This window comes from Actinoplanes sp. NBRC 101535, assembly GCF_030269225.1.
GTDB classification, from domain to species: domain Bacteria; phylum Actinomycetota; class Actinomycetes; order Mycobacteriales; family Micromonosporaceae; genus Actinoplanes; species Actinoplanes rectilineatus.
In genome coordinates, this window is the sequence record NZ_BSSY01000010.1 from 26,152 (window position 1) to 52,146 (window position 25,995).

Below are 25,995 nucleotides of genomic sequence, written 5' to 3' on the forward strand. Positions count from 1 at the left end.
TTAGGACCTATTTCTCGTTGGCGACGACGTCCGGGTGGTCGAGCACGAACTGGTCGAGGTCGTCGTCCTTGACGGCCTCGAACATCGCCCGGCTCTCCTCGGTGATCATCTCCCGGCCGCTGTCGTTGCCGGCGAAGGTGCCGTTGTTGGTCCGCAGCAGCACCATGTCGCCGGCCGCGATGCCCTTGAGGCCCAGCACGAAGTCGGTGATCGGGATGTCGCCGGTGTCCAGGACGAGCGATTCGCCGCCCGCCTTGACCAGGTTGCTGATTTTGAGCGGGTTGGTGAGGAGGTCGCTGGAGGCGGCCTTCTTGGCCATCGCCTTGATCAGCTGCTGCTGGTGGCGCTGCCGGTCGTAGTCGCCGTTCTTCAGGCCGTACCGCTGACGGGCGTAGTCGAGGGCCTCCCAGCCCTCCATCTCCCGGCAACCCACCTTGTGCACCACCGGTTTGGTCGCCTTGCCGGTCTTGCGGGCGTCGGCCAGGAACATCGCCGTGCCGCCGACGTAGACCATGTGCTTCGAGGTGACCTGCTGGTCGACGCACATGGTCACGCCGTCCAGCTGGTCGATCACCTTCTTGAAACCGCCGAAGTTGATGATCGCGGCGCCGTCGAAGCTGATGCCGGTGGACTTCTTCAGCGTCTTGGCGAGCAGTTGGGCGCCACCACCCCAGCCGGCGCCGTTCTGCGCGCCCCAGTAGAACGCCTCGGTGGCCTTGGCGGTGCCGCCCTCGTACTTACTGGGGGCGAACTCCGGGACCTCGACCTCGGTGTCGCGGGGGATGGAGATGAGGTACGCCCGGTCGTGGGTGGCCGGGATGTGCAGCACGATGATCGTGTCGGCCCGCAGGTTGTCCTCGGAGAGCCGGAGCCGGGCGTCGACGCCCATCAGGAGCAGGTCGATCGGGCCTTCGACGGTGCTGCCGCCGCCCTCCTCCTCGGTCTTCTGCGCCTCACCGGTGAGGTCCTCCACCACGATGGTCTCGGTGGTGCGGCTGATCAGCATCCGGCCGCCGATCAGCCCACCGCCGCTGGAGAGGAGCAGAAGCACTCCGAGTGAGGTGGTCAGCTTGGCCCAGAGCGGAGCCTTCTTCTTGATCTTCAGGGCCGGAGCCGGAGCCGGAGCCGGAGCCGGAGCCGGCTCGACGGCCCCGGCTGGAGCTGATTCCGCGACGGGAGGCGGTTCCTGAGGTTCGACACGATCCTGGTCCGGCGTCTGCCGTTCGGACGTGACGGTCATGCAGCGCTCCAGGGGCTAGATCGAAGGCTGCATCACCTTACGGACACTCAGGGGCCAACTGAAGATCTTCCACGTTTCAGATTGAAGTCACTTCTTCTGCTCGTTGGCCGCCAGATATGCGGCCATCGTGTCGCCGGCCATCGCCTGATAGAGGGCCCCGCCCTTCTCCTTGTCCTGGACCACCACGGACTGGCCGTCGATCGTCTCGCTGCCCTTGTTGGGGGCGGTCATGAAGGTCAGGTTCTCGCCGCGGAGGCTGCGGAACTGCACCACCATGTCCTTGAGCGAGAAGGTCTCGTCGACGGTCACCGCCTTCGCGACCGCGTCCAGGAAGGCGTCGAGCTTGGTCGGGCTGGTCAGGGTGCCGCTGCTGGCCGCCTTGTCCATCAGGGCCTTGAGGAACTCCTGCTGGTGCTGCACGCGGGCGAAGTCGCCACGGGCGAACTGCTTGCGCTGGCGCACCCAGTCCAGGGCCTGCGCGCCGTTCATGTGCATGGTGCCCTTGGTGAACTTGCGGAACGGCTTGTGGATCGACGTGATCGACTGGTCGACCTTGAGGTCCACGCCGCCGAGCGCGTCGGTGACCTCCTTGAAGCCGCCGAAGTCGATGGCCATCACGTGGTCGAGGTGCACGTCGGTCAGACACTCCACGGTGCGCACCGCGCGGGGCAGGCCGCCGAAGGCGAACGCCGCATTGATCTTGTTGCGGGTGCCCGAGTCGCAGGACTCGTTGTTGCCGCCGGGGATCTGGACGTAGAGGTCACGCGGGATCGACACGATCTGGGCGGACTTGTGGTCGGCCGGCACGTGCATGATCATCAGCGTGTCGGCGCGCCACTGGCCGGCCTCGTCGGCCTTGGCGTCCGGGTCCCGCGAGTCGCTGCCGACCAGCAGGATGTTGAACGCGCCGTCGATGGTCTTCTCCGGCCGGTCCGAGGTGATGTCGGAGAAGGCGTTGGTGCGCTTCAGGTCGTCGTCCAGTCCGGACACGTATCCGTATCCGACGATGCCGGCGATCAGCGCGATGACCACGATGACGCCACCGGCGACGAGGGCGATGCGGCCCCAGCGCGGTCGCGGACGGCGTCCCCGGTAGGACCGTCCGGGTCCGCCGGGTCCGCCGGGGCCCCCGGGACCGCCCGGACCGAGGCCGTTGCCACTGCCACCTCCTCGCGGCGGCCAGTCGTGACCGGAGGAGCCGGCCCCGGGCACCGACGCCCGGCCGGAGGAGTTGCCGCTGGGGGAGGTGGTGGCTGACATGACTCCAGATTACGGAGTGATGCCCGATGATTCGGATCGAAGAGTGCCTTCGGCACGAACGTGGGAGCTATTCGCAGCCGGGCGGATGCTGACCGTAGTCGGCGTACGGGCCGGGCCGGTGACGACGCCGGCCCGTACGCCGGGGTGCTACGGGCCGGCGCGGCGACGACGCCGGCCCGTACCGGGAGTGTGGTCAGTGGGCGCCGTGGCCGGTCAGCGACCGGACCTCGAGCTCGGCGTACTTCTCCGGATCGGTCTCCTTCGAGGTGACCGTGCCGATCCAGCCGAACAGGAAGCCCAGCGGGATGGAGATGATGCCCGGGTTGGACAACGGGAACCAGTGCCAGTCCTGGTCCGGGAACATCGCGGTGGCCGAACCGGACACCACCGGGGAGAAGAAGACCAGGAGCACCGCGGCGCCCAGGCCTCCGTAGATCGACCAGAGCGCGCCGCGGGTGTTGAACCGGCGCCAGAACAGGCTGTAGAGGATCGCCGGCAGGTTCGCCGATGCCGCCACCGCGAAGGCCAGCGCCACCAGGAACGCCACGTTCAGGCTCTGCGCGAAGATCGACAGAGCGATGGCGACCGCGCCGATGAGCAGGGCGGCGAACCGGGCCACCCGGACCTCGTCACGTTCCGAGGCCTGGCCCCGCTTGATCACGCTGGCGTAGAAGTCGTGCGCGAGGCTCGACGACGACGCCAGGGTCAGCCCGGCCACCACGGCGAGGATGGTGGCGAACGCGACCGCCGCGATCACCGCCAGCATGATCGCGCCGCCGCTGTCCCCACCCAGGTAGTCGATGCCGAGCTGCTGGGCCAGCTGGGGTGCGGCGGTGTTGCCGGCCTTGTCCTGCGCGGTGATGTTCGCGCCGCCCACCAGGGCCGCCGCGCCGAAGCCCAGTGCCAGGGTGAACAGGTAGAAGGTGCCGATGATGCCGATCGCCCAGAGCACGCTCTTGCGGGCGATCCGGCTGGTCGGCACGGTGTAGAACCGGGTCAGGATGTGCGGTAGGCCGGCCGTGCCGAGCACCAGGGCGAGGCCCAGCGACAGCAGGTCCATCTTGCTGTAGAACGTGGCCGAGGCGCTGGCCGACTCGACGCCGTACCGCAGTCCCGGTTCCAGGAACGCGTCACCCTTGCCGGATTGGGCCGCCGCGTCGCCGAGCAGCGCCGACAGGTTGAACTTGTAGTGCGCCAGCACCAGCAGCACCATGATCAGTGCACCGGTCATCAGCATGAAGGCCTTGACGATCTGGACGTACGTGGTGCCCTTCATGCCGCCGACCGTCACGTAGATGATCATCAGCGCGCCGACCAGGATGATCGTGGCGATCTTGGCGGTGTTCGCGTTCATCCCGAGGAACTCGGTGTCCGGCTTGATGCCGAGCAGCAGCGACACCAGCGCACCGGCGCCGACCATCTGCGCGATCAGATAGAAGATCGACACCACGATGGTGGAGACGCTGGCCGCGGTCCGTACCGGCCGCTGCCGCATCCGGAAGGCCAGCACGTCGGCCATCGTGTACCGGCCGGAGTTGCGCAGGAACTCGGCGACCAGCAGCAGCGCCACCAGCCAGGCGACCAGGAAGCCGATCGAGTAGAGGAAGCCGTCGTAGCCGTACAGCGCGATCAGGCCGGCGATGCCCAGGAAGGACGCCGCCGACATGTAGTCGCCACCGATCGCCATGCCGTTCTGGAAACCGGAGAACTGGCGGCCGCCGGCGTAGAAGTCGGTGGCCGTCTTGGTCTGCCGGCTGGCCCAGATGGTGATGCCGAGGGTGATCGCGACGAAGATCAGGAACAGGGTGATGGTCAGCGTCCGGGAGGTGCCGGCGGACGCCTCGGCGGCGAGCAGTACGGGCGCCATCAGCTCTTACCCCCGTCGGTGGTGGCCGGGGCCTTGTCGATCGCGCTGTGGATGTCGTCGGCGAGCGGGTCCAGGTTGCGGGCCGCGTACCGCGAGTAGTACCAGGCGATCAGGAACGTCGAGATGAACTGCAGCAGACCGAAGATCAGTGCGACGTTGACGTTGCCGATCAGCTTGATGCCCATGAAGTCTCGCGCGTACGCGGAGAGCAGCACGTAGAGCGAGTACCAGACGATGAACGCGACAGTGGTCGGGAAGATGAAGGTACGCAGCCTGTGGCGAAGCTGGGCGAATTCGTCGGAGCGTTGGACTTCGAGGTATTTCTCGGCGGGTGCCGGCACGGGATCACCACCTTCGTGGGGTCGGACTCTCCGGCACCGTACGAAGGAGTGGCCCAGGTCACCTGAGACTGGTCATCGTCTGCGCTGAGTGGTGGTCTGACTGCGCTAAGCGGTGGACCCCAGATCGGCGTACCGGCCTCGATAGTGGAGCAACGGCGCCTCGCCGCCGGCCGCGGTGACCGTCTCGATCACGCCTTCGACCAGCAGCGACCACCCGCACGGACGGCTGCCGTCCAGCCGGCATCCGGCCCAGGTGCCGGTGTGTGCGGGGACCGGTCCGTAGTCGGTCTGCCGCCACTCGCCGAGGGCGAACAGGCCACCCGGTGACGGCATCAGCCCGGCGAACCGGTCGGCGAGCTGACGGTCGGCCGGAGTGAGTGGGGTGACCGCGAAGCGGCCGGACTGCTCGGCGGCATCCCAGAAGTCGCTCTCCTCGTCGATCAGGCCGACGATCCGTCCCGGATCGCCGTCGGCCACCACGATCGACGAGACGGTGAGGCCGGACGCACCGGACGTCCCGGGCGTGGTCCAGAGGGTCACCGGGGCGGCGAGACGCCCGCGCAGGCGCCGGATCTCGGACTTGTCCGACTCCGGAACGGCGAACGGATCGGTGGAGTGGATGCGGCCACCCGGTTCGTACGAGTTCACCCGATCATTCTGCCTATTACAGATTGTGCATGCCGCTATCCCGTGTAATTGATCAACAACTATTTTAGGAGGCGACGGCGACCAGCGGAGAGGGGATGGCGGATGCCCCAGGTGGCGTTGCGGCCGGGCGATGTCGTGCATGTTGGAAATGAGGCAAGCGTCCAGTTTTCTGGGGATCGGGCGCTGACATTTCGGGTGATTCGGGTCGACCCTCGGATCACCTACGACGGGTGGATCTGGCTGGACGGCTACGTTCTCGGCGCGACGGGCAACGCCCTGCAGCGCCGCCGGATCTTCGTGCGCCGCGACGGTCTGCGGCCGATGGCCCTCACCCGGGCACCGGACCCCCGGACCGGAGGCGGCGCCCGGCATCCCTAAGCCGAGACCGCGGCCAGCAACTCGGGCATCCGGCGGTCGATCATCCGGCCGGCCAGGATCGCGCCGAGCCAGAACGCCCCGGCGCCGTAGGCCAGGCCCAGCGGCAGGCCCACCCACAACCACGCCGGACCGAGCAGGAAACCGGCGATCAGCAGCGGCACGGTGGCGATCGACGCGCCGAGCATGGCACCGAGGCTGGGCAGCGCCTTGGCCGCACCACCGCCGGACGACAGGGCGAACGGCCCCGAGGTGTCCGGCTGCGGATAGGCCGCCCACACCGAGATCGGCAGCACCAGCGCCAGCCCCACGCCGTAGGTGGCCAGCAACGTGCCGAACTGCGCCGCCACCACCTCGGGCTTGCCGGCCGACACCTCGGTCACCAGCGCCACCAGCAGCAGGATCGGCACGGTGAACAGAGCGTGCGCCGCGGCCCGGGAGTACACCTCGAGCCGGCCGGGCACCCCGGTGGCCATGTTCGTGGCGTAGGCGCTGCCCTCGTACCCGAACTGGTTGGCAAGACCGAGCGGTGCGATGGCACCGACCACCACCGCCAGGCCGCCCGCACCCTCCGGCGCGCCGCCGAAGGCACTGGACAGCGGCAGGAAGACACCGACCACGCCGAGCGTGACCAGGGTGGCGCGCCGCCGCGTCTCCCGCCACCAGTACCGCGCCTCACGCGAGGTCAACGCCCCGAACCGGTTGCGCGGCAGACCCCGTAGCAGCAGACGTTCCACCGGCCGGCGGGTGTCCGGAGCCGTGGTCGCGCGCCGGCCGCCCGCGGTCGAGGCGCCCAGCATCGCCTGCTCGATCGTCCGGCTCCACCACCAGACGAGAACACCGGCGACGGCCAGCACGATCAGAAGCTTCAGGGGTACGGCCCAGAGCCGCCCGGATGCGGCGTCGACGCCCACCGACCAGGGCGCGCCCAGCGGCGTCCAGCCGACGACCTGGGCGATCATCGTCACGGTGTCCCAGTCCGCCCGGTCCAGCAGGCCGAGCAGCAGCAACTGGGCCGGTCCGAGAGCCGCGGCCACCACCGCCAACAGGATGGTCGCGGTGTCCCGGGACCGCCGGGACCGCAGCGCCGTGGCGAAGGCGCTGGTCACCGAGCGGCTCAGCGCCACGCAGAGCAGCAGACCGGAGACGATGCCGAGCAGCGCGGCGACCGCGGCGACCGGACCGCCGAGCCGGGCCGCGGTGTGCACCATGCCGCCGGTCGCCACCAGGGTGGCCAGCGCCGGCAAACCGATCAGCGCGGCCACCGACAGGCCGGCGAGCAGGGTGCGCCGCGGCACCGGCAGCAGGGCGAACTGCGCCGGGTCGAGGGCGCTGTCCACGCCGAAGAAGAGCAGCGGCATGAAGGTCCAGGCCAGCACCAGCAGCGCGCCGCCGAGCGGCAGCAGGATCCCGGCCGAGCGGCTGTGCTCGAGCAGGCCGGGAAGGGCGAAGATCAGGTAGCCGCCGACCGCGAAGAGACCGGCGAAGACCGCGCCGACCACGAACATCGCGATCCGGGCCGGGCGCCCGCGCAGGCCGTTGCGGGTGATGCGGAGTTTGAGCCGGACGAACGGCAGGACGCTCACAGCCACGCCAGCTCCGAGCCGGTGGCCACCCGGCCGCCGACCACCTGCACGAAAACGTCCTGCAGAGTGCGGTCGCCGCGGACCTCACCGAGTGTGCCGTGCATCCGCAGCACGCCGTCCGACATGATCGCGATGTGCGAGCAGAGGCGCTCGACGACCTCCAGCACGTGACTGGAGAAGACCACGGTGCCACCGCCGGCGACGTACCGCTGCAGGATGTCGCGGATCAGCGCGGCCGACACCGGGTCCACGGCCTCGAACGGCTCGTCGAGCACCAGCAGCCGCGGCGCGTGCAGCAGCGCGCAGGCGAGCCCGATCTTCTTCTTCATCCCGGCCGAGTAGTCGACCACCAGGGTCCGGTTGCCGGCGCCCAGCTCCAGCACGTCGAGCAGGTCACCGGCCCGCTGATCGACCACGTCGGCCGGCATCCCGCGCAGCAGACCGTGATAGGCCAGCAGCTCCGGCCCGCTGAGACGGTCGAACATCCGGACACCGTCCGGCAGGACCCCGACGAGTGCCTTCGCCTCGGACGGGGCGTGCCAGACGTCGTACCCCAGAAGGACGGCCTGGCCCGCATCGGGCCGCAACAGGCCCACGGCCATCGAGAGGGTGGTGGTCTTGCCGGCGCCGTTGGGGCCGAGCAGTCCGAAGAAGGAGCCCGCCGGCACGTCCAGGCTCACCCCGGAGACCGCCAGGCGGGTGTCGAAACGCTTGACCAGACCGCGGAGCGCCATCGCCGGTGGGGTGCCCGCGCCGGGTGTGCGCTGTGCGGGAATGCTCATGCATCCGAACGTATCGGTTGACCGGGTGGAACAGGAACACCCGGACCGGCGGCACCCCTCCGCCGGTCCGGGCGGGATCCGATCAGCCCACCCGCTCGATCACAGCGCGACGGATGAGGAACTTGCCCGGCTCGCGGACCTCCTCGAACGCGGCGTTGTTGAGCAGGATGCAGCTGCCGGACGTGCTCTCGACGCTGACCGTGATGCTCTTGTCGTTGTCCAGGTTCGTCACCTTGAGACGGGTCCCGAGCGGGAAGGTGCCGCTGGAGGCGAACGGCGCGCCGGCCTCGCCGGAGAGGGTCACGGTCGAGCCCTTGCAGACGACCTCGCCCGTTGCGTCCCCTCCGCCGTTGTTCGCAGGCGGCGCGGTCGTCTCCTCGACGGGAGCGGGTGCCGTGGTCTCCGCTACCGGCGGAGCGGCGGGCGGCGCGGCGGGCGGCGCGGTGGGCGGAGCGGCCACGTCGCCCGTGCAACCCGCCTGCCGGCGCTGCAGGTTGATCAGGTCGATGACCTCCTGGCGGTTCTTCAGGATCGCCTCGGTCTGCGCGTTCGGGTTGGCCCGCTGCTCGGCCATGAACTGCTGCGTGTCCCGCAGCGACTGGTCCAGGCCGTCGCAGGCGGTGGACGCGCTGCTCAGCCCGGTTCCGACGGCGAGCCCACCGGCGACCAGAGCGGCCACCGCCGCGCCGATGGCGATCTTGCGGTTGCCCCCGGAGATTCCCCGGCCCGGTCGCTTGTATGCACTGCGTCGTCTCATGCCCGGGTTTACGGGAGAGGGTTCGATCGCAGCCGGGAATCCAACCTTAAAGATCCTTAAATCAAGTGCGCAGCGATTCCGGGGCGTGCAGCCGCAGCATGGTGGCGTTGATGTCGTCCGGTCGGCGTCGGCCGGTCAGCAGCGATCCGCCGATCATCACGGCGAAGGCCAGCGGCACGGTCCAGGCGGCCGGTTGGCCGATCACCTCGGCGGCCCAGCCGTCCAGCGGCGGGCCGAGCACGGTCAGCAGCACCGCGGCCACCGCCGCCCCGCCACCCGTGATCAGGCCGGCGATCGCCCCGGTGTCGGTCAACCCGCGCCACCAGATGCCGAGCACCAGCAGCGGGCAGAAACTCGACGCGGCCACCGCGAACGCCAGGCCCACCACCTGCGACACGTCCATGTCGGACACGAACAGCGCCAGGCCGGTCGGCACCACCGCGGCCAGCAGGGTGGCCAGCCGGAAGTCGCGGACCGAACCGTTGCGCCCGCTGCGCAGCAGATCCGTGAAGATCACCCCGGCCACGCTGGTGAGCAGTCCGGACGAGGTGGACAGGAAGGCGGCCAGCGCACCCGCGGTGACCAGCGCACCGAGCAGGCGGCCCAGGTGCCCGTGCCCCAGGGCGGCCTCCGGCAGCAGCAGCACCACCGCGTCGGTGTTCCCGGTCATCAGCAGCTGCGGGGTGTAGATCCTCCCGAGCACGCCGTACAGGGTGGGCAGCAGATAGAAGAGACCGACCAGGGCCAGCACGACCAGGGTGGTCCGGCGGGCCGAGGAACCGTCCGGATTCGTGTAGAAACGGACCAGCACGTGCGGCAACCCCATCGTGCCCAGGAACGTCGCCAGGATCAGCGAATACGTCGCGAACAGGGACTTCTGGCCGCCGGGCAGCAGCCACCCGTCGCCGAAACCGGCGTCCACCGCACTCACCGTCGGCACCGGGTCGCCCGCCGCGAAGCTCAGCGTCTCACCGGCGTGCACCGCTCGCCCGCTGTCCAGCACCGCGTCCTGCTCGATCACCACCGTCGTCGCGGCCGGGAAGACCGCGCCGGCGGGCGGGGTGACAGCCGGTCGCGCGTCCGCCTGCCACTGCAGAATCAGAAAGATCATGGGTACGGCCAGAGCCGTCAACTTCAGCCAATACTGAAACGCCTGCACGAAGGTGATGGCCCGCATCCCGCCGAACGCCACGTTGCCGGTGACCACGACCGCCACCAGCAGCGCACCCCACGCGTAGTGCCCGCCGGTCAGCGTGCGGAACGTCAGCCCCGCCCCCTGCAACTGCGGCAGCAGATAGAGGCAGCCGATGAACAGCACGAACAGGGTGGCCAGGCGGCGCGCCGGCACCGACCGCAGGCGCACCTGGCAGAAGTCGGGCAGGGTGAACGCCCCGGACCGGCGCAGCGGGGCGGCCACGAACAGCAGCAGCGCCAGATAGCCGGCGGCGAAACCCACCGGGTACCAGAGCACGTCGACGCCGTACCGCAGGACCAGGCCGGCCACCCCGAGGAACGAGGCCGCGGACAGGTACTCGCCACTGATCGCGGCCGCGTTCCAGGACGGGCTCACCGACCGGGAGGCGACCAGGAAGTCCGATGTGGTCCGGGCGAACCGCAGGCCGTACGCGCCGATCGCCACGGTCAGCAGCACCACCACGACCAGGCCCGGCAACAGGTACGGGTTCACCGGTCCGGCCTGCGGATCAGGGCGGTGAAGTCCTGCTCGTTGCGTTCGGCCCAGTGCACGTACGCCGCCCCCACCCCGACCAGGAACGGGAAGGAGAGGAAGCCGAGCAGCAGCCACGGCAGCGGCACGCCGAGGACCCGGAACCGGCCGACGGCGGGGGCGACCGCGAACAGCAGCGGCAGCGTTCCGAGGCCGGCCACGACCACCGCCGCCAGTCGTAGCGCGAGTGCCAGCTGCGCCCGGACCAGACCTTTCACCAGTGCCTCGCCGACCGGTGTCTGCTCGGTGAGGTCGGTGCGGGTCCGGTCCGCCGGGTCGCGGCGGGCGGTGGCGTCGGCCAGGACCACCCGGGTTCGCGGGAGCGGGGACGGATCGACGGCCATGTCCGGCAGTCTCGCCGCCCTCGCCGCAATGTCAATACCGGTAGATCTCTTCGGCGCATTTCTGCGGGTCGGCCGGGGGATCGCCGGCCACCAACGAGCGGGCGGTCACCCGGCCGAGGTTCCAGCCGCGCCAGTCGTCCGGGTCGGCCATCTGCCCGCCGACCGCCCAGAGCAGACAGTCGCGGCGGTACCCGTCGGAGATCTCCGCGAAGGCCGGGGCGGCGTCCGGGGACAGGTCGGCGAGGAACGCCAGATCCAGTTGCTGAGTCCGCTGGAACCGGTCCACGTGGTTCGCGGCGATCCGGGCGTCCGGGTTCGCCACGGCCAGTGCGAGCAGCGCCAGCACACCGGTTGCGATGGCGACCCGGGGCAGCCAGGGGGCACGCAGGCGCACCCCGGCGCCCAGGACCATCAGCAGGACCAGGCCGGCCCACGCCTCGCAGCAGGCGACCAGCAGGCGGAGCCGGGTCAGCCCGTACATGTCGGTGTAGACGTTCATCCGGTGCATCGCGGAGGCGACGACGACCAGGGTGAGCACGGCCAGCGCGCCGGTCACCGCCCGCAGCAGCGTCCGGTCGGCCGGGGTCTCCCGTGACGCCCACCGGGCCGCGCCGGCCAGCACCGCCAGGGTCAGCGCGGTCACCGTGCAGAGCTGCCAGAAGCCGCTGCGGGCGTACTCGGCGTAGGTGAGGCCGTCGGTCTCCACCACGTGCTTGGCGCCGCCGAACAGCACCGTGAGCTGCACCGTGACGAACGCGCCGAAGAGCAGCACCAGCAGGCCGAGCGGTACCGCCCATTCCAGGCGGCCGACCTTGCGGCTCTCGGCGGCGTCCAGTTCGCCGAGGGCGAGCGGGGCGGCCCGCAGGTAGGCGGCTCCGGCCAGCAGCGGCAGCGTGACCAGGCCGACGAAGATCCAGCGGCTGACCACCGGCAGGTTCAGATCCGGGATCACCGCCGCGAAGATCCTGGCGAATGCGGCGTCGGCCGAGACGAACAGTGAGCCGAAGACGGTGAGCAGCACCAGCGAGAGCACCGCGGTGGTGACGAACCGGACCGGGACGCCGTCGCGTCCCCGGCGCTGGGCCAGTACGGCGCCCCGGACCAGCCAGCCCACACCGCGCAGCGTGGCGGCCGGGATGAGCAGGTAGGTGGCGACCATCGAGCGCAGGGACCGCCCGGATGTCAGCGCCAGCACGGTGGTCAGCGTCGCGGTCATCAGGCAGAGCAGGAACAGCCAGCCGGCTGCCCGGAAGGCGCCGACGGCGAGCAGCGCGACGGTGGCCGTGGTCCAGGCGTACCGGTCCCAGGGCCGTTCCGCGGGCGCCGGGCTGACCAGCGGCGCCACCGCGGGAGCCTGCGGCGCGAGCCGGGCCACGATCAGGGCCACGACGGCGGCCAGCACGGCGACCAGCCAGCCGATGCCGGGCCGGTCCAGCGGGACGCTCAGCGCGACGACGATCGTGGCGACCAGCAGGGCGACGACGGTGGTGGCCGAGGCCGGCAGTCCCGGTCCGGGCCAGCGGCGCCCCCAGGGCGTCGACAGCGGCCAGGGACCGTTGAGCGGCGCCTGCATTAAGGTGATTTGTCCCTTTGAAGGAGATTCTGGTGCCGTAGTCATGGCGTCCTTGCCTCTCGGGCTCTGCTCTACAGGGGGAGACGTACCTGGATGTGGCACCCGGGACGGCCGTCCGGCTCGGCCACCGCGATCGTGCCCCGATGCATCTGCACCACCCAGCGGGCGATGGCCAGACCCAGACCGGTGCCGCCACCGGTCGCCCGCTCACCGCGGGTGAAGCGTTCGAAGACCCGTTCCCGTTCCTCGGCCGGGATGCCCGCGCCCTCGTCCGTCACCACGATCAGCACCTGCTCGTCGTGACGCTCGGCGCGGACCGCGACCGTGCCGCCGGGCGGGCTGTGCCGGGCCGCGTTGTCCAGCAGGTTCGCGAACACCTGATGCAGGCGTTCCCGGTCGCCCGCCACCACCAGCTCCGGCGCGGCGACCTCGAAGTGCACGGAGTATCCGCTGCCCTCGGCGTTCACCGCGGCCTCCCGGACCACCGCGGCCAGGAACGACGGCACGTCGATCGGAGCGGTGCGCAGCGGCACCACCCCGGCGTCCAGCCGGGACAGGTCCAGCAGATCGGTGACCAGACGACTCAGGCGCTGCGTCTGGGCCAGCGCGGTCTCCATGGTCTCCGGCTCGGCGGTGGCGACGCCGTCGACGATGTTCTCCAGCATCGCCTGCAACGCGGTGATCGGCGTCCGCAACTCGTGCGACACGTTCGCGATCAGCTCGCGCCGCTGCCGGTCCGCGGCGGCCAGATCCGCGGCCATCTGATTGAAGGCGGCGGCCAGCTCACCCACCTCGTCCTGCGAACTGGCCCGGATCCGCCGCGTGTAGTCACCGCGGGCCATCGCCCGGGCGGCCACCGTCATCTCCCGCAACGGGATCGTCGCGCCGTGCGCCATCACCTGCAGCGTGACCAGGCCCAGCGCCGCCGCGATGGCGATCCACAGCAGGTCGACGCCGTAGAAGTCGATGCTCCAGAGGAAGACCAGCAGACCCACGCCGCCGGCCAGGCCCAAGGCCAGCGACAACTTCGCCTTGATCGAGCGGACCGGGTCCAGCGGCCGGGGCAGCCAGGCGAAGATCGGGGCGAGCCGGTCGATCACCGGTCCACCTCCAGGGCATAACCGACGCCGTGCACCGTACGGATCAGGTCGGCGCCCAGCTTGCGGCGCAGGCCCTTGATGTGGCTGTCCACGGTCCGGGTCCCGGATGCGTCGGCCCAGCCCCACACATCGGCGAGCAGACGCTCCCGGGGCAGGACCGTGCGCGGCCGGCGGGCCAGGTGCAGCAGCAGGTCGAACTCGGTCGGGGTGAGGTGCGCCTCGACGCCGGCCCGCAGCACCCGCCGTTCCGCCTGGTTGATCTCCAGGTCGCCGAACCGCAGGGTGCTGTCCGGTTCCGCGGACGGCGGCGCCGGGACGGCCGGGGCGAGCTTGGCCGCCCGGCGCAGCAGCGCGTGCACCCGGGCCGCCAGCTCCCGCATCGAGAACGGCTTCGCCATGTAGTCGTCGGCGCCCACCGCGAGACCGACCAGCAGGTCCGTCTCGTCGCCGCGGGCGGTCAGCATCAGGATCGGCACCGGTCGCTCGGCGGTGACCCGGCGGCACACCTCCAGACCGTCGAAGCCGGGGAGCATCACGTCGAGCACGATGACGTCCGGCTGGAGCTCGCGGGCCGCGGTCACGGCGCTGGGACCGTCCCCGACGACGTGCACCGCGAACCCCTCGGCGCGCAGCCGGGCGGCCACGGCGTCCGCGATGGCCCGCTCGTCCTCGACCACGAGAACCCGCCGCTCGATCGTCTCCACGCCGTCCGCACCCCCATCACCGCTCTGTTCGGAACCGGTCGGTGCGCCCCCGTGACTCACCGGCCGGTGGCCAGAGCCTATTCAGCCGCTGAGGAGGGGCGGGGGTGGAGATGTGTACGACCTGTGGAGATCGTTGTCCACAGGTTGTGCACCGTCAGGCGCGCCAGCCTGTGGATAACTCGGTGGAAAACTCTGTTCAGCTGTGGATAAGCGTGTGGATTACCGGGTCCAGTCGTGCTTGACCGCCCGGATCAGGCGGTCCTTCAACTCCCGGGTGTGCCGTCGGCTCACCGGCAGCTCCGCCCCGTCCAACGCCACCACATAACCCGAACCCGTCAACCGCAGCTCGGTGACCAGGCGCAACTGCACCAGGTACGACCGGTGGATCCGGACGAACCCGCCGTTCGCCCAGCGCTCCGCCAACGTCGCCAACGACACCCGCACCAGATGCGAGGCGTCCCCGGTGTGCAGACGCGCATAGTCGCCCTGCGCCTCCACCCAGCGCACCGACGACCGCGGCAACATCCGGGTCGTACCGGCCAACTCCACCGGGATCGACGGCTCGTCCAACGGGCCCGCCGCCGGCGACGACCGCAGACCGGCCACCCGGCGCAACGACTCGCCCAGCCGCTCGGCGCGCACCGGCTTGCGAACATAATCGGTCGCGCCCAGGTCGAAGGCGTCCACCGCCCCCACGTCGTAGGCGGTCACGAACACGATCGCCGGCGGCTGCGCGAACCGGCGCAACACCCGGGCCAGCTCCATGCCGTCCAAACCGGGCATCCGGATGTCCAGGAACACCGCGTCGACCTCGGTGTCCCGCAACACCCGCAACGCCTCGGTGGCGTCACCGGCCCGGTGCACATGCGCCACCCGGCCGTCCGCGTTCAGCAGATAGGCCAGCTCGTCCAGCGCGGGCGGCTCGTCGTCGACGGCGAGCACGACGAGACTCATGCCCGCACCCCGGGGTGGAACTTCGGCACCCGCATGCTCACCTTCGTACCCGCGCCGGGCGCGGTCTCCACGACCAGACCGTTGTGATCACCGAAGACGGAACGCAGACGCTCGTCCACATTCACCAGACCGACGTGATGCGCGTCCTCGCTCTCCGGAGCATGCTGCTCGAAGACCGCCGGATCCATGCCGACCCCGTCATCCTCGACCGTGATGTGGCACTCGGCGCCCGCATCACGCGCCTCGATGCTCACCATACCGACGCCCGGCTTCCGCGACAGCCCGTGCCGGACGGCGTTCTCCACCAGCGGCTGCAGACACAGGAACGGCAGGTTGACCGGCAGCACCTCGGGCGCGATCTGCAGCCGCACCTGCAGACGGTCCCCGAACCGGGCCCGCTCGATGGTCAGATAACGGTCGATCGACCGCAGCTCCTCGGCGAGCGTGGTGAACTCGCCGTGCGCCCGGAACGAGTACCGGGTGAACTCGGCGAACTCCAGGATCAGCTCCCGGGCGCGGACCGGATCGGTGCGCACGAACGAGGCGATCGCGGTCAGCGCGTTGTAGATGAAATGCGGACTGATCTGGGCCCGCAACGCCCGCACCTCGGCCCGGGCCAGACGCTCCCGCGACGACTCGAGCTCGGCCACGGCCAGCTGCGAACCGGCCCACCGCGCGGCCTCCAGGGTGGCCTGCACCAGACCGGGCGCCGGCTGGCCGTCGGAGACCGCCACCAGCGCGGCCTCGGCCGCACCTCCGGGACCGGTCAGCGGCGCCACCACCGCGCCGCCGACCACACAATCCACACGGTCACACGGCAGATCAGATCCATTGAGTACGACCGAACGGCCGTTCCTCACCGCGCGGCTCGCGGCGGCGGTGAGCTGGTCGGCGTGGTGGCCGCCCCGACCGTCGTACGCCAGACACCGCTCCCCGTCGGTGATCGCCAGCCCGACCGCGCCGACGAGCGTCCTGAGATGCCGGGACGCCTTCCCGGCCGAATCCGTGGTGAGCCCGGTCTTCAGGGGCTCGGCGGCCAGCGTGGCGGTGTGCAGCACGTCGTAGGTGGCCCGCTGCATCGCGGTGGCGATCCCCCGTCGTGCGCGGAGCCGGAACACCGCCCCGACGGTGGCGCCCAGCATCGCCAGGACGGCTATCACCGCCACCAGACTCCCGACCTGTCCCTGCACGTCCCGATCCTGGACCCTGCGCCCGAAATCCACCAGGCTGGATCGGTGATGCCGCCGTGGGTGGTGGTTGTGGGACTGACCATTCACGCAGGTCGCCCACCGGGTCGAGTGCTTTGGACGCGTAGCGGCCAGCTCGGGCCGGTGGGCCCTCGGCGGGAGCGACGGTCTGTACCCACCGCCCCGCTACGACATCGGTCTTCCGATTTTGATCGTGGGTTTCAGTAAGCGCCCTTGCGCTTCAGGACCACCCAGATCGTGCGCCAGAGGATGGACAGGTCGTAGGTGAGCGACCAGTTGTCCACGTAGTAGAGGTCCAGCCGGACCGCCTCGTCCCAGCTCAGGTCGGAGCGGCCGCTCACCTGCCAGAGGCCGGTGATGCCGGGGCGGACCAGCAGGCGGCGGCGGACGTCGCCCAGGTAGTCGCCGTCGTCGGCGGGCAGCGGGCGCGGGCCGACCAGGGACATCTCGCCCTTGAGCACGTTGATCAGCTGGGGCAGCTCGTCGAGGGACGTGGCCCGTAGCTTCTGACCGAAAGCGAAGATGCGCGGGTCGTGCTTCATCTTGAAGAGCATGCCGTCGGACTCGTTGAGTTCCTCGAGCGTGGCCTTGCGTTCCTCGGCGTCGACATACATCGTCCGGAACTTCCACACCCGGAAGGTGCGGCCCTCGTGGCCGACCCGCGGCTGGCGGAAGAAGACCGGGCCCGGGTCGGAGAGGCGGATGCCGATGGCGATGAACAGCAGGATCGGGCTGACCGCGATCAGGCCGAGGCCGGCGGCGACCCGGTCCAGCAGGTTCTTGGTGAGCCAGCCGGGGCCGGAGAGCGTGGGCTCCTCGACGTGCAGCAGCGGCAGGCCCTCGATCGGGCGGATGTGCACGCGCGGGCCGGCGATGTCGGTGAGCTGCGGCGCGACCACCAGGTCGACGCCGGTGCCCTCGAGCTGCCAGGCCAGACGGCGCAGCTCACCCGGCTCGGCGCTAGCCGAGCCGCAGACCGCGATGGTGTCCGCGCCGACCTCACGGACCAGCGACAACACGTCGCGTCCGGCGAAGACCGGGACGGGCGTCTCGATGCCGCGGGCGGCGGCGTAACCGTCGGTCAGGTGGATCGCGACCGGGATCAGGCCGGCGGCGGGGCTGCGGGTGACCGCGGTGTAGACCTCGAGCGCCTCGGGCAGCGTGCCGACCAGGATCATCCGGTGCGCGCCGTGGCCGGTGCGCCGCCGGGAGAAGTGCAGCACCTGCCGGGCGGCGACCCGGCTGATCAGGATGAAGATGACCGCGCTCAGCGACACCGCGGCGACCGTGCCACGCGACAGGTCGGTCTTGGTGGCGAACGCGAGCAGTGAGACCCCGGCGACGACGGTGACCGACGAGCGGACGACCCGTTTGAATTCCTCGCTGCCCAGGCCCAGGACCCGGCGGTCGTAGGAGCCGCCGCCCCACAGCACTATCAGCCAGCCGATCGGCAGGACCACGTAGGCGAAGAAGTTGAACAGCTCGATGTCGTCGAACGGTCCCCACGAGCGGTACATGAAACCGCTCTTGGACTTCTCCAGCACGACGTCGGCGATCGCCGAGGCCAGCAGGCTGCTGAGCAGATCGAGGACTATCAGGACCGCGGTGTAGGGCCGGTGCCAGCGCGAGAGTCGCCGCTGCTGTCGCGTCCACGCCGAACGGGGAACGCCGTTGCTCGGTGGCTGCTGTTCCTGCCACTCGAAGCTGTCGTAGCGCACGGGCTGGCTCCGGCTGCTGTCGGTCGGTGGGCGATGCAGGCTAGTCGTCACTTCGCCTACGTCCTCCCGCATCCGGAAAAAGATTACGCACCGCCACGACCCCTTGGATCTCGGCAGGTCCGTGGGTACCCGTTCGGTTCACAACGGTTACCAGGGACCGAGCCACTATACCGATGGATCGGCCGGAGAAAAGGTGACGATGCGGCGGCAATCCCGACTTGTACGGTGGGTAATCGCCTGGTGGCAAATCAGCGCACCAACTTGGACAGGCGACGATCCGCCAACGGCTTGCCGCCGGTCTGGCACGTCGGACAGTACTGCAGGCTCTTGTCAGCGAACGACACCTCGCGCACCGTGTCGCCACAGACCGGGCAGGGCAGGCCGGTCCGGGCGTGTACCCGCATCCCGGCACGTTTCTCACTCTTCAGTTCCGCGGCCCGCTGCCCCACCGAGCGTTCGACCGCGTCCGTCTCCACGTCTCGCATCGCCTCGTACAACGCGGAGACCTGCTCCCCGGTGAGCTTCCCGGTGAGGGCGAACGGGGACAACTTCGCCACATGCAGGATCTCGTCGGAGTACGCGTTGCCGATCCCGGCGATCACCTCCTGATCGGTGAGCACCCCTTTGACCTGGCCGTTGCGGCTTTTCAGCAGCGCGGCGAACGCGTCGCGGGAGACCGCCAGCGCGTCCGGGCCGAGCCGGGCCACGCCGGGCACCTCGGACGGATCGCGCACCAGATAGGCGGCGAGGGATTTCTGGGTGCCGGCCTCGGTCAGGTCGAACCCGGAACCGTCGTCGAGGCGCATCCGGATCGCGATCGGCCCGCTGCCCGGTTTGAGCGGGGCCGGCGACTTGAAGGCGTCCCGGTAGTGCAGCCAGCCCGCGCGGGCCAGATGCACGACCAGGTGCAGCCCGTCGTCCTCGCCGAGGCCGATGTCGAGGAACTTGCCGTGCCGGCCGGCGCTCGCGACCGGCATCCCGGCGACCGCGGTGGGGGCGGGATCGTACGTCTTCATCGCGCTGAACGAGGAGACTTCCAGACGCTGCACGGTGTGGCCGACCGCGCGCTCCCGCAGGTAAGCAGCGAGCGCCTCGACCTCGGGGAGTTCGGGCACCTCCTCACGGTAGCGTTTCGCGCCATGAAGGTGGTGGTAGCGCACAACCGGTACCGCGAGGCGATCCCCTCCGGGGAGAACGTCATCGTCGACACCGAGATCGGTCAACTGCGCGAGGCGGGCGTGGCGGTGGTGCCGTTCCAGCGCAGCTCCGACGCGATCGGGACGATGTCGGCGGCACGCAAGGTGCTGCTGCCGGTCTCGCCGATCTTCGGGTTCGAGGCGCAGAAGGAGCTGTCCAGTCTGCTGGAGCGGGAGAAACCGGATGTTCTCCATCTCCACAATCCGTATCCCCTGCTGTCGCCCTGGGTGATCCGGACCGCCCACCAGCACCGCGTCCCGGTGATCCAGACCGTGCACAACTACCGCCAGGTCTGCTCGTCCGGCCTGTACTTCCGCGACGGCCACAACTGCCAGGACTGCCGCGGCAGACTGATCGGCCTGCCCGCGATCAAGCACAGGTGCTACCGCGGCTCCGCGGCCCAGAGCGCGATCATGGCGACCACCCTGGCCCTGCACCGGCCGACCTGGCACTCGGTGGACCGGTACATCGCCCTGACCGACAAGATCGCCGCCCATCTCACCGACTACGGCATCGCCGGTGAGCGCATCGTGATCAAGCCGAACGGCCTGCCCGACCCGGGCGCCCCGGAACCACTCGGTGACGGCTTCCTCTACGGTGCCCGGCTCTCCCCGGAGAAGGGCCTCGGCCTGCTGCTGGACGCCTGGCGGCGGCACCCGGACGGATCACTCGGGCCGCTGCGGATCGCCGGCGACGGGGAACTGCGGCCGCTCGCCGAGCAGGTCGCCGCGGAACGGTCGGACGTGACCTACCTGGGCCCGCTGGACCGGGCCGGGATGACCGCCGCGCGCCGCGCGTCGGCCGTGGTGATCGCCGTGCCGACCTGGGAGGACGTGCTGCCGACGGTGATCCTGGAGGCCATGTCGGCGGGGCGCGCGGTGCTCGGCACCTCGGTGGGCGGGATCCCGTACATGGTGGGCGCGGGCGCGGAGGCGTCCGGCTGGCTGGCCGCGCCGGACCCGGCGTCGCTCGCCGAGATGCTGCCCCGGGCCCGGGACGGCGCGGCGGTGGCGGCACGTGCGGCCCGCGAGCGCTACCTGCGAAACTTCCATCCGGACGTGCTCACCAAGCGTCTCATCGAGGTGTACGCCGAGATGGCGGCCGATTCACAGGGCTTACTGAGGTAATCCACAGGCTGGTCGGGGAAAACGGGGCGGGTGAATGATGCCGCCCCCGGACCTGACTCGAATTCGGCCGTCGTCTCACGGCGTGCGTTGCTGGTAGGCGTCGTGGGGGCGGCCGGTGCCGCAGCCACGGCGGGCTTCTTCGGCGGTCGTCTCAGCGCGTCGGCCGGCGACGATCCGCCCGCTGCTTCGGATGCATCGGGAAAATCGGTTGAATACCATTCGCGGCCGGATCTCGACGCGCTCCCCGACGTGACGATCACCGTGCCCGCCGCCGGCACGGTCCCCGGCTCGATCTTCCTGACCCCGTTCGCGGCGACCGCACTGCGCGGCCCGCTGATCGTGGACGAGACGGGTTCGCCGGTCTGGTTCCGCAAGGTGCCCGACCCGGCGACCGTCGCCATCGACTTCAAGGCACAGACCTACCAGGGCAGGCCGGTGCTGACCTGGTGGGAGGGGACGATCGGCGGCACCGGCGGACAGGGCGTCGGACAGGGCGAGTTCGTGATCGCCGACCAGTCGTACCGGGAGATCACCCGGGTACGGGCGTCCGGCACCGAGCAGGCCGACCAGCACGACTTCGTGATCACCGACCGGGGGACGGCACTGTTCTGGGTCTACGACCCGGTCGCGTTCGACCTGACCGCGTTCGGCGGGCCGGCCGACGGGGTGCTGCACGACGGGGTGCTCCAGGAGGTCGACATCGCGACCGGTTCCCTGGTGTCGCAGTGGCGGGCCCGCGATCACCTCGGCGTCGACGAGTCGTATGCGCCGCTGCCACAGGGCGACTCGGCGCACCTGCCCTACGATTACCTGCACCCCAACTCGGTGAGCCTGGACGCCGACGGCAACCTGCTCTTCTCGGCCCGGCACACGTGGGGGCTCTACAAGGTGGACCGGGCCAGTGGCGAGGTGCTCTGGCGACTCGGCGGCAAGAAGAGCGACTTCCAGGTGGACGAACGTTCGTCCTTCTCGTGGCAGCACGATTTCCAGCGGCGGTCCGACGGCACCTACAGCATCTTCGACAACGGCGCCGGAATCACCGTCGAACGGGCCTACTCCCGCGGCCTGATCTTCACCCTCGACGAGAAGGCAAAAACGGTCACGTTTGTCGCCGAACACGTCCACCCGGACCGGGTCTCCGCCCCCACACAGGGCAACTTCCGGGAACTCTCCGACGGCGGTTCGTTCGTAGGCTGGGGCCAGCGGCCACACTTCACCGAACATCACGCCGACGGCACTGTCCGGCTGGCGGGAAGCCTGCCGGCGGACAACCAGTCGTACCGGGCGTACAAGGCTGAGTGGGCCGCTGCGCCCGGAGATCAGCCCGCCCTGGGTCTACGGGCCGAAGGCGGCAACGTCGTCGTCACGATGAGCTGGAACGGTCACACGGGCGTATCACGGTGGCGTGCCCGGTCCGGTTCCCAGCCGGGTTCGCTGACCGCTGCGGTCGAGGCGGACCATGCCGGCTTCGAGACCGAGTTGACGATCACGGGTTTGCCCGAATATGTCGTAGCAGAAGCCCTGAACGCCTCAAACCAGGTCCTTGGTTCCTCTTCGGCGATCCCGGTCCGGGTCTGATCCTCTTGCCGGGTACGCCCAAAGCACAGTCCCCACCATCCCAGCCCTCCGCACCCGCCCGACCGCCGCCGGTCAACGGCGGCTGCCCGTCATCGGCCGTCATCGGTCGACGGCGGTTGCCCGTCACCGGCCGTCACCAGTCGACGGCGGTCGCCCGTCATCGCGGTCGCCGGTCGACGGCGGTCGCTTGTCATACCGGTCGCCAGTCGACGGGGGTCGCTTGTCATGGCGGCCGTCAGTCACGGCGGCCAACCCGGCGGCGTCCGTCAACGGCCCCGAGGGCGGTGCCCGCACCCGTTGGCAGGGCCAGCGAGGTGGCCGCACCCGTTGGTGTTGGCGAGGGCGGCGGCCGCACCCACTGGCGATGGCGATGGCGTTGGTCGAACCCGTTGTGGTGGCAAGGAAGGTAGGCGCACCCGATCATGCTGTCGGAGGGTGGTGGCTGCACCCGATCAAGGTTTTGGGGACGCGGGCCCGTCGTTTCGGGGCGGTCGTTGCACCCGGTGACGTGATCGGGTGCGCTTACCGCCCCGCTCTGAGGGCTGGGACGGTGGCCGCACCCGATCGTGCGGATCGAGGGCGTTGGGTGCACCCGATCAAGGGTTTGGGTGCGTGGGCCCGTCGGCTTGGGGCGGTGGTTGTACCCGATGGCTTGATCGGGTGCGTTTGCTGCACCGTCGGTCGGGGCTGGACGGTGGGTGCACCCGATCAAGGTTTTGGGGACGTGGGCCTGTCGTTTCGGGTGGTGGTCGCACCCGGTGGCTTGATCGGGTGCGTGGGCCCTCGGCTCTGGGGTGTTGGCTGCGCCCAGTCTCGTGATCGGGTGCGTTTGCCGTCCTACTTGTAAGGGCTGGGTAGGTGGCCGCTCCCGATCATGCGAACCGAGGGGTTGGGCGCGCGCGATCAAGGGTTTGGGGGCGTGGGCCCGTCGACTTGGGGCGGTGCCCTCACCCAGTGGCTTGATCGGGTGCGGGATTCATCTGTTGATCAATCCAGGGTCCACCACTGGAGTTCTGGTGAGGGCAGGTTGCCCACTACTGGAGTTCTGGTGAGGGCAGGTTGCCCACTACTGGAGTTCTGGTGAGGGCAGGTTGCCCACTACTGGAGTTCTGGCGAGGCCAGGTCGCCCACTACTGGAGTTCTGGTGAAGCCGATTGTTTAGCGGCGGAATTCTGGTTGAGGCAGGCAAAACGGCGGTGACGGGAGCCAGGTGGAGTGGTGACGGGAGCCAGGTGGAGTGGTGACGGGAACCAGGTGGAACGGCGACGGGCCGAGTCCGGATAGGACTCGGCCCGTCGGTGCCGGGTGGTGCGGCTCGGTCGGCTGTGGTGGCCGCGCGAGTGGGGAGGACGGTCAGCCCCGCAGGGCGGCCCGGCCGGTGAAAGCGATACTCGCCGCGAGGAAGCCGCCGTTGATCAGGGTGAACAGGCCGACGAACCAGACCGTCCACTGAGGCGCCACGGTCAGGATCGCGCCGGCCAGCGCGATCACCGCCCCGTAGTCGCGCACCAGCTTGACGGCTCGGACGGGCAGTGACGTGCTGCTCACCATGCTCGATGCCTGGGCGCCGGACTGCATGACCGATGTCACCAGGTTGACCATCCAGGTGGCGGCGAACGCGGCCAGCAGCCACGCCGGGGTGTCCGCCTCCTGTGCTTTCGCGACCTGGGCCAGCGCCGCAACGAGGGCGGATTGCACTGCGACGTCGCAGAGTACGTCGAGGCGGCCGCCTGCCGGGCTGGACTGTCCGGTCACGCGGGCCAGTTGGCCGTCGGCGCAGTCGAACGCGTACGCCAACTGCCAGCCGATCAGCGCGAGCAGGCCGATCGGGAAGGCCCAGACGCGGTCGTCCGCCACCGGTCCGGCGGCGGCGATCACCACGAAGGAGATCATGCCGCCGATGCCCAGGTTCAGTACGGTCAGCACGGTGGGCGTCAGCTTGTACTTGTGGGCCCACACCGCGATGTGCGAGCCGAGTCGCTGGCTGATCGCCTCGCTGAACAGGCCGCCGCCCCGGTTGACCGCGTAGTAGTCGGCCGCGGTGGGGGCGCCGGCACCGGACGGCTGCGGCATGGTGGCGGTCGGTGGTGGGGGAGTTCTGCCCTGGTCAGAGGGCCGCGACGGCGTCGTCATATTCGGCCAGCTTCCTCCGGGTCTCTTCGGGCGTCATGGCCAGGTGTTCGAGGATCGTGTAGCGGTCCGGTCGGGTCCGCGGCGCGAAGTCGATGGCCTGCACGAACTGGTCGGCGTCGAGGCCGACGTCGCTCGGGGTGCGGGGCAGCTGGTGCCGTTGGAGGCATTCTGCCATCTGGACGAACCGGCGCTCGTCCTCCCGGAGGAAGGTGCAGAACAGCGCGCCCAGGCCGGCCAGTTCGCCGTGGGACGCGGTGCGCGGGAACAGCGAGTCGATGGCGTGCATGATCTCGTGGCAGCCGCCGCTGGAGGGCCGGCTGCTGCCGCAGACCGCCATCGCCAGGCCGCTGGAGATCAGTGCTTCGGCGAGCACCGTGACGAACGCGTCGTCGGACATGTCACCGGGCATGGTGAGGACCGCTTCGGCGCCCATCCGGGCCAGGGACGCGGCCAGGCCGTCGACGGGTTCGCCGCGGACCTCACGGGCCAGTTCCCAGTCGGCGAGCGCGCTGATGTTGCTGATCACGTCGCCGATGCCGGCCCGGTTGACCCGTTCCGGACCGTTCTCGACGAAGTCCAGGTCGACGATCACACCGAACGGGATGTGTACGCCGTACGACCCCTTGATGCCGTCGTTGATCAGGCTGGCCACCGGGGAGGCGATGCCGTCGTTGGCGAGGCTGGTCGCCACTGTCACCATCGGCAGGCCCCAGCGGCTGGCGGCGTATTTCGCGGTGTCGACCGTTTTGCCGCCGCCGATGCCGACGACCGCGTCGTAGTGGCCGGAGCGCAGCTTGCCGGAGAGTTCCAGCGCCGCGTCGAGGCTGCCGCCGGTGGTGACGAAGACCTCGGCCGACTGGAGGGAGGGGCGCAGTAGTTCGACGACCCGCTCACCCAGGCCCGGCCCGACCACCACGGCGACCTCGCCGCCGGACGAGATGCGCCCGTCCGCGAGGATCTTGCCGAGGTCGGCGACCGCGCCCCGCCGCACTTCGATGTGCAGCGGGGTCTGGACGCTACGGGCTAGTAGCGGCATGCGATGTCCCGGGCCTTCGCCAGGTCGTCGTGGTTGTCGACCTCGACCCACGGCAGGTCGCCGATCGGGGCGGCACGGACTTCGCCGCCGCGGTCCGCGTACACCTGGAAGCCGTCCTCGTAGTACTGGTCGGGGTTGGCTTCCCAGGTGGCCTTGAGCGCGTCGGCCAGTTTGCCGGCGGCGGACGCCTCGATGATGTTGGCGCCGATGTACTCGCCGTAGGCCTCGGAGGGCTCCATCAGCTTCGTAATCTTGGTCAGCTGGCCATCTTCATTGAAGACGGTCTTCATCTCCTCGTCGGCCAGCTTCTTCACAGTGTCGACGGCGAGCAGGATGCTCGGGCCGCGCCCGGCCAGCAGGGTGTGCTCCACGCTGACCGGGTGCACGGTGTCGCCGTTGACCATCAGCGCGCCCTGCGCGAAGTGGTCCCGGGCGAGCCAGAGGGAGTACGCGTTGTTCCACTCCTCGGCCTTGTCGTTGTGAACCAGGGAGATCTTCACGCCGTACTTCTTCTCGAACGCCTCGACGCGCTCCTCCACCGCACCGGCGCAGTATCCGACCACGATCGTGACGTCGGTCAGCCCGGCAGCGGCTAGGTTCCGCAACGAGATGTCCATGATCGTGGTCTCCCCGTCGACGGGGACGAGCGCCTTCGGCAGCGTGTCCGTGTAGGGGCGCAGCCTGCGCCCGGCGCCGGCGGCGAGTACCAGACCGATCATGGGGTGGTTCCTTCCAACGAGT

23 protein-coding genes are annotated in these 25,995 nt (G+C 70.0%); 3 read left to right on the top strand and 20 right to left on the bottom strand.

The window, feature by feature from the left end:
• Positions 1-7: 7 nt before the first annotated feature.
• The 5 genes from QSK32_RS26255 to QSK32_RS26275 all read right to left on the bottom strand — a co-directional run bounded on the left by QSK32_RS26255 (position 8) and on the right by QSK32_RS26275 (position 5,356).
• Positions 8-1,240: an LCP family protein gene (locus QSK32_RS26255; protein ID WP_285473425.1), complete on the bottom strand. Its 1,233-nt coding sequence runs from the start codon at positions 1,238-1,240 to the stop codon at positions 8-10.
• A gap of 87 nt (positions 1,241-1,327) precedes the next feature.
• The gene (locus QSK32_RS26260; protein WP_285473426.1) at positions 1,328-2,500 is read right to left on the bottom strand and encodes an LCP family protein; all 1,173 of its coding nucleotides are present in this window, start codon (positions 2,498-2,500) and stop codon (positions 1,328-1,330) included.
• Positions 2,501-2,693: 193 nt separating this feature from the next.
• Positions 2,694-4,367, bottom strand: coding sequence for a monocarboxylic acid transporter (locus QSK32_RS26265; RefSeq protein ID WP_045744665.1), 1,674 nt, complete (start codon positions 4,365-4,367; stop codon positions 2,694-2,696).
• Positions 4,367-4,708 (bottom strand): DUF485 domain-containing protein, encoded by a 342-nt coding sequence (locus QSK32_RS26270; RefSeq protein ID WP_045744664.1) that lies wholly within the window; start codon positions 4,706-4,708, stop codon positions 4,367-4,369. Before QSK32_RS26270 ends, QSK32_RS26265 begins: the two co-directional genes overlap by 1 nt.
• 105 nt (positions 4,709-4,813) lie before the next feature.
• The gene (locus QSK32_RS26275; protein WP_285473427.1) at positions 4,814-5,356 is read right to left on the bottom strand and encodes a flavin reductase family protein; all 543 of its coding nucleotides are present in this window, start codon (positions 5,354-5,356) and stop codon (positions 4,814-4,816) included.
• A 195-nt stretch (positions 5,357-5,551) separates the two neighbouring features.
• On the opposite strand from QSK32_RS26275, the gene QSK32_RS26280 reads away from it, so the two are divergent.
• Positions 5,552-5,734 carry a hypothetical protein gene (locus QSK32_RS26280; RefSeq protein ID WP_245674100.1) on the top strand — a complete coding sequence of 61 codons (183 nt, stop codon included), beginning with the start codon at positions 5,552-5,554 and terminating at the stop codon, positions 5,732-5,734.
• Here QSK32_RS26280 and QSK32_RS26285 read toward each other — a convergent pair.
• The 12 genes from QSK32_RS26285 to QSK32_RS26340 all read right to left on the bottom strand — a co-directional run bounded on the left by QSK32_RS26285 (position 5,731) and on the right by QSK32_RS26340 (position 19,298).
• Positions 5,731-7,317: an ABC transporter permease gene (locus tag QSK32_RS26285; RefSeq protein WP_285473570.1), complete on the bottom strand. Its 1,587-nt coding sequence runs from the start codon at positions 7,315-7,317 to the stop codon at positions 5,731-5,733. The two genes, QSK32_RS26280 and QSK32_RS26285, sit on opposite strands and share 4 nt — an antisense overlap.
• Entirely contained in the window at positions 7,314-8,099 is a 786-nt protein-coding gene (locus QSK32_RS26290) for an ABC transporter ATP-binding protein (protein WP_285473428.1), read from the bottom strand. The genes QSK32_RS26285 and QSK32_RS26290 overlap by 4 nt, the downstream gene beginning before the upstream one ends.
• A gap of 82 nt (positions 8,100-8,181) precedes the next feature.
• Complete coding sequence (locus tag QSK32_RS26295; RefSeq protein ID WP_285473429.1) at positions 8,182-8,856, bottom strand: SCO2207 family protein; 675 nt, start codon at positions 8,854-8,856, stop codon at positions 8,182-8,184.
• A gap of 61 nt (positions 8,857-8,917) precedes the next feature.
• On the bottom strand, positions 8,918-10,543 hold the full coding sequence (locus QSK32_RS26300) for a sodium/solute symporter (protein WP_045744658.1): 1,626 nt from the start codon (positions 10,541-10,543) through the stop codon (positions 8,918-8,920).
• Complete coding sequence (locus QSK32_RS26305) at positions 10,540-10,926, bottom strand: hypothetical protein (protein ID WP_045744657.1); 387 nt, start codon at positions 10,924-10,926, stop codon at positions 10,540-10,542. The genes QSK32_RS26300 and QSK32_RS26305 overlap by 4 nt, the downstream gene beginning before the upstream one ends.
• A 31-nt stretch (positions 10,927-10,957) precedes the next feature.
• Positions 10,958-12,499, bottom strand: a complete 1,542-nt coding sequence (locus QSK32_RS26310; protein WP_285473430.1) for a DUF4153 domain-containing protein — start codon at positions 12,497-12,499, stop codon at positions 10,958-10,960.
• Between the two features lie 71 nt (positions 12,500-12,570).
• Positions 12,571-13,599 (bottom strand): HAMP domain-containing sensor histidine kinase, encoded by a 1,029-nt coding sequence (locus QSK32_RS26315; protein ID WP_285473431.1) that lies wholly within the window; start codon positions 13,597-13,599, stop codon positions 12,571-12,573.
• Complete coding sequence (locus QSK32_RS26320; protein ID WP_045744654.1) at positions 13,596-14,303, bottom strand: response regulator; 708 nt, start codon at positions 14,301-14,303, stop codon at positions 13,596-13,598. Before QSK32_RS26320 ends, QSK32_RS26315 begins: the two co-directional genes overlap by 4 nt.
• A 219-nt stretch (positions 14,304-14,522) precedes the next feature.
• Positions 14,523-15,257, bottom strand: coding sequence for a LytR/AlgR family response regulator transcription factor (locus tag QSK32_RS26325; RefSeq protein WP_285473432.1), 735 nt, complete (start codon positions 15,255-15,257; stop codon positions 14,523-14,525).
• Positions 15,254-16,399, bottom strand: coding sequence for a sensor histidine kinase (locus QSK32_RS26330; protein WP_425394665.1), 1,146 nt, complete (start codon positions 16,397-16,399; stop codon positions 15,254-15,256). Before QSK32_RS26330 ends, QSK32_RS26325 begins: the two co-directional genes overlap by 4 nt.
• 266 nt (positions 16,400-16,665) lie before the next feature.
• The gene (locus tag QSK32_RS26335) at positions 16,666-18,255 is read right to left on the bottom strand and encodes a sugar transferase (protein ID WP_045744651.1); all 1,590 of its coding nucleotides are present in this window, start codon (positions 18,253-18,255) and stop codon (positions 16,666-16,668) included.
• Between the two features lie 176 nt (positions 18,256-18,431).
• The gene (locus tag QSK32_RS26340) at positions 18,432-19,298 is read right to left on the bottom strand and encodes an Fpg/Nei family DNA glycosylase (protein ID WP_045744706.1); all 867 of its coding nucleotides are present in this window, start codon (positions 19,296-19,298) and stop codon (positions 18,432-18,434) included.
• Between the two features lie 24 nt (positions 19,299-19,322).
• On the opposite strand from QSK32_RS26340, the gene QSK32_RS26345 reads away from it, so the two are divergent.
• Both QSK32_RS26345 and QSK32_RS26350 read left to right on the top strand, forming a co-directional pair.
• Positions 19,323-20,507: a glycosyltransferase family 4 protein gene (locus QSK32_RS26345; RefSeq protein ID WP_045744650.1), complete on the top strand. Its 1,185-nt coding sequence runs from the start codon at positions 19,323-19,325 to the stop codon at positions 20,505-20,507.
• A 249-nt stretch (positions 20,508-20,756) separates the two neighbouring features.
• Positions 20,757-22,085 (top strand): arylsulfotransferase family protein, encoded by a 1,329-nt coding sequence (locus tag QSK32_RS26350; protein WP_245674098.1) that lies wholly within the window; start codon positions 20,757-20,759, stop codon positions 22,083-22,085.
• A 1,353-nt stretch (positions 22,086-23,438) separates the two neighbouring features.
• Here QSK32_RS26350 and QSK32_RS26355 read toward each other — a convergent pair.
• Genes QSK32_RS26355 through QSK32_RS26365 form a run of 3 tightly spaced genes read right to left on the bottom strand, consistent with a single transcriptional unit; the run spans position 23,439 to position 25,973 of the window.
• On the bottom strand, positions 23,439-24,158 hold the full coding sequence (locus QSK32_RS26355; RefSeq protein ID WP_045744648.1) for a CDP-alcohol phosphatidyltransferase family protein: 720 nt from the start codon (positions 24,156-24,158) through the stop codon (positions 23,439-23,441).
• 34 nt (positions 24,159-24,192) lie between these two features.
• Complete coding sequence (locus QSK32_RS26360; RefSeq protein WP_045744647.1) at positions 24,193-25,254, bottom strand: iron-containing alcohol dehydrogenase family protein; 1,062 nt, start codon at positions 25,252-25,254, stop codon at positions 24,193-24,195.
• On the bottom strand, positions 25,242-25,973 hold the full coding sequence (locus QSK32_RS26365; RefSeq protein WP_045744646.1) for a phosphocholine cytidylyltransferase family protein: 732 nt from the start codon (positions 25,971-25,973) through the stop codon (positions 25,242-25,244). Before QSK32_RS26365 ends, QSK32_RS26360 begins: the two co-directional genes overlap by 13 nt.
• Between the last annotated feature and the right edge of the window lie 22 nt (positions 25,974-25,995).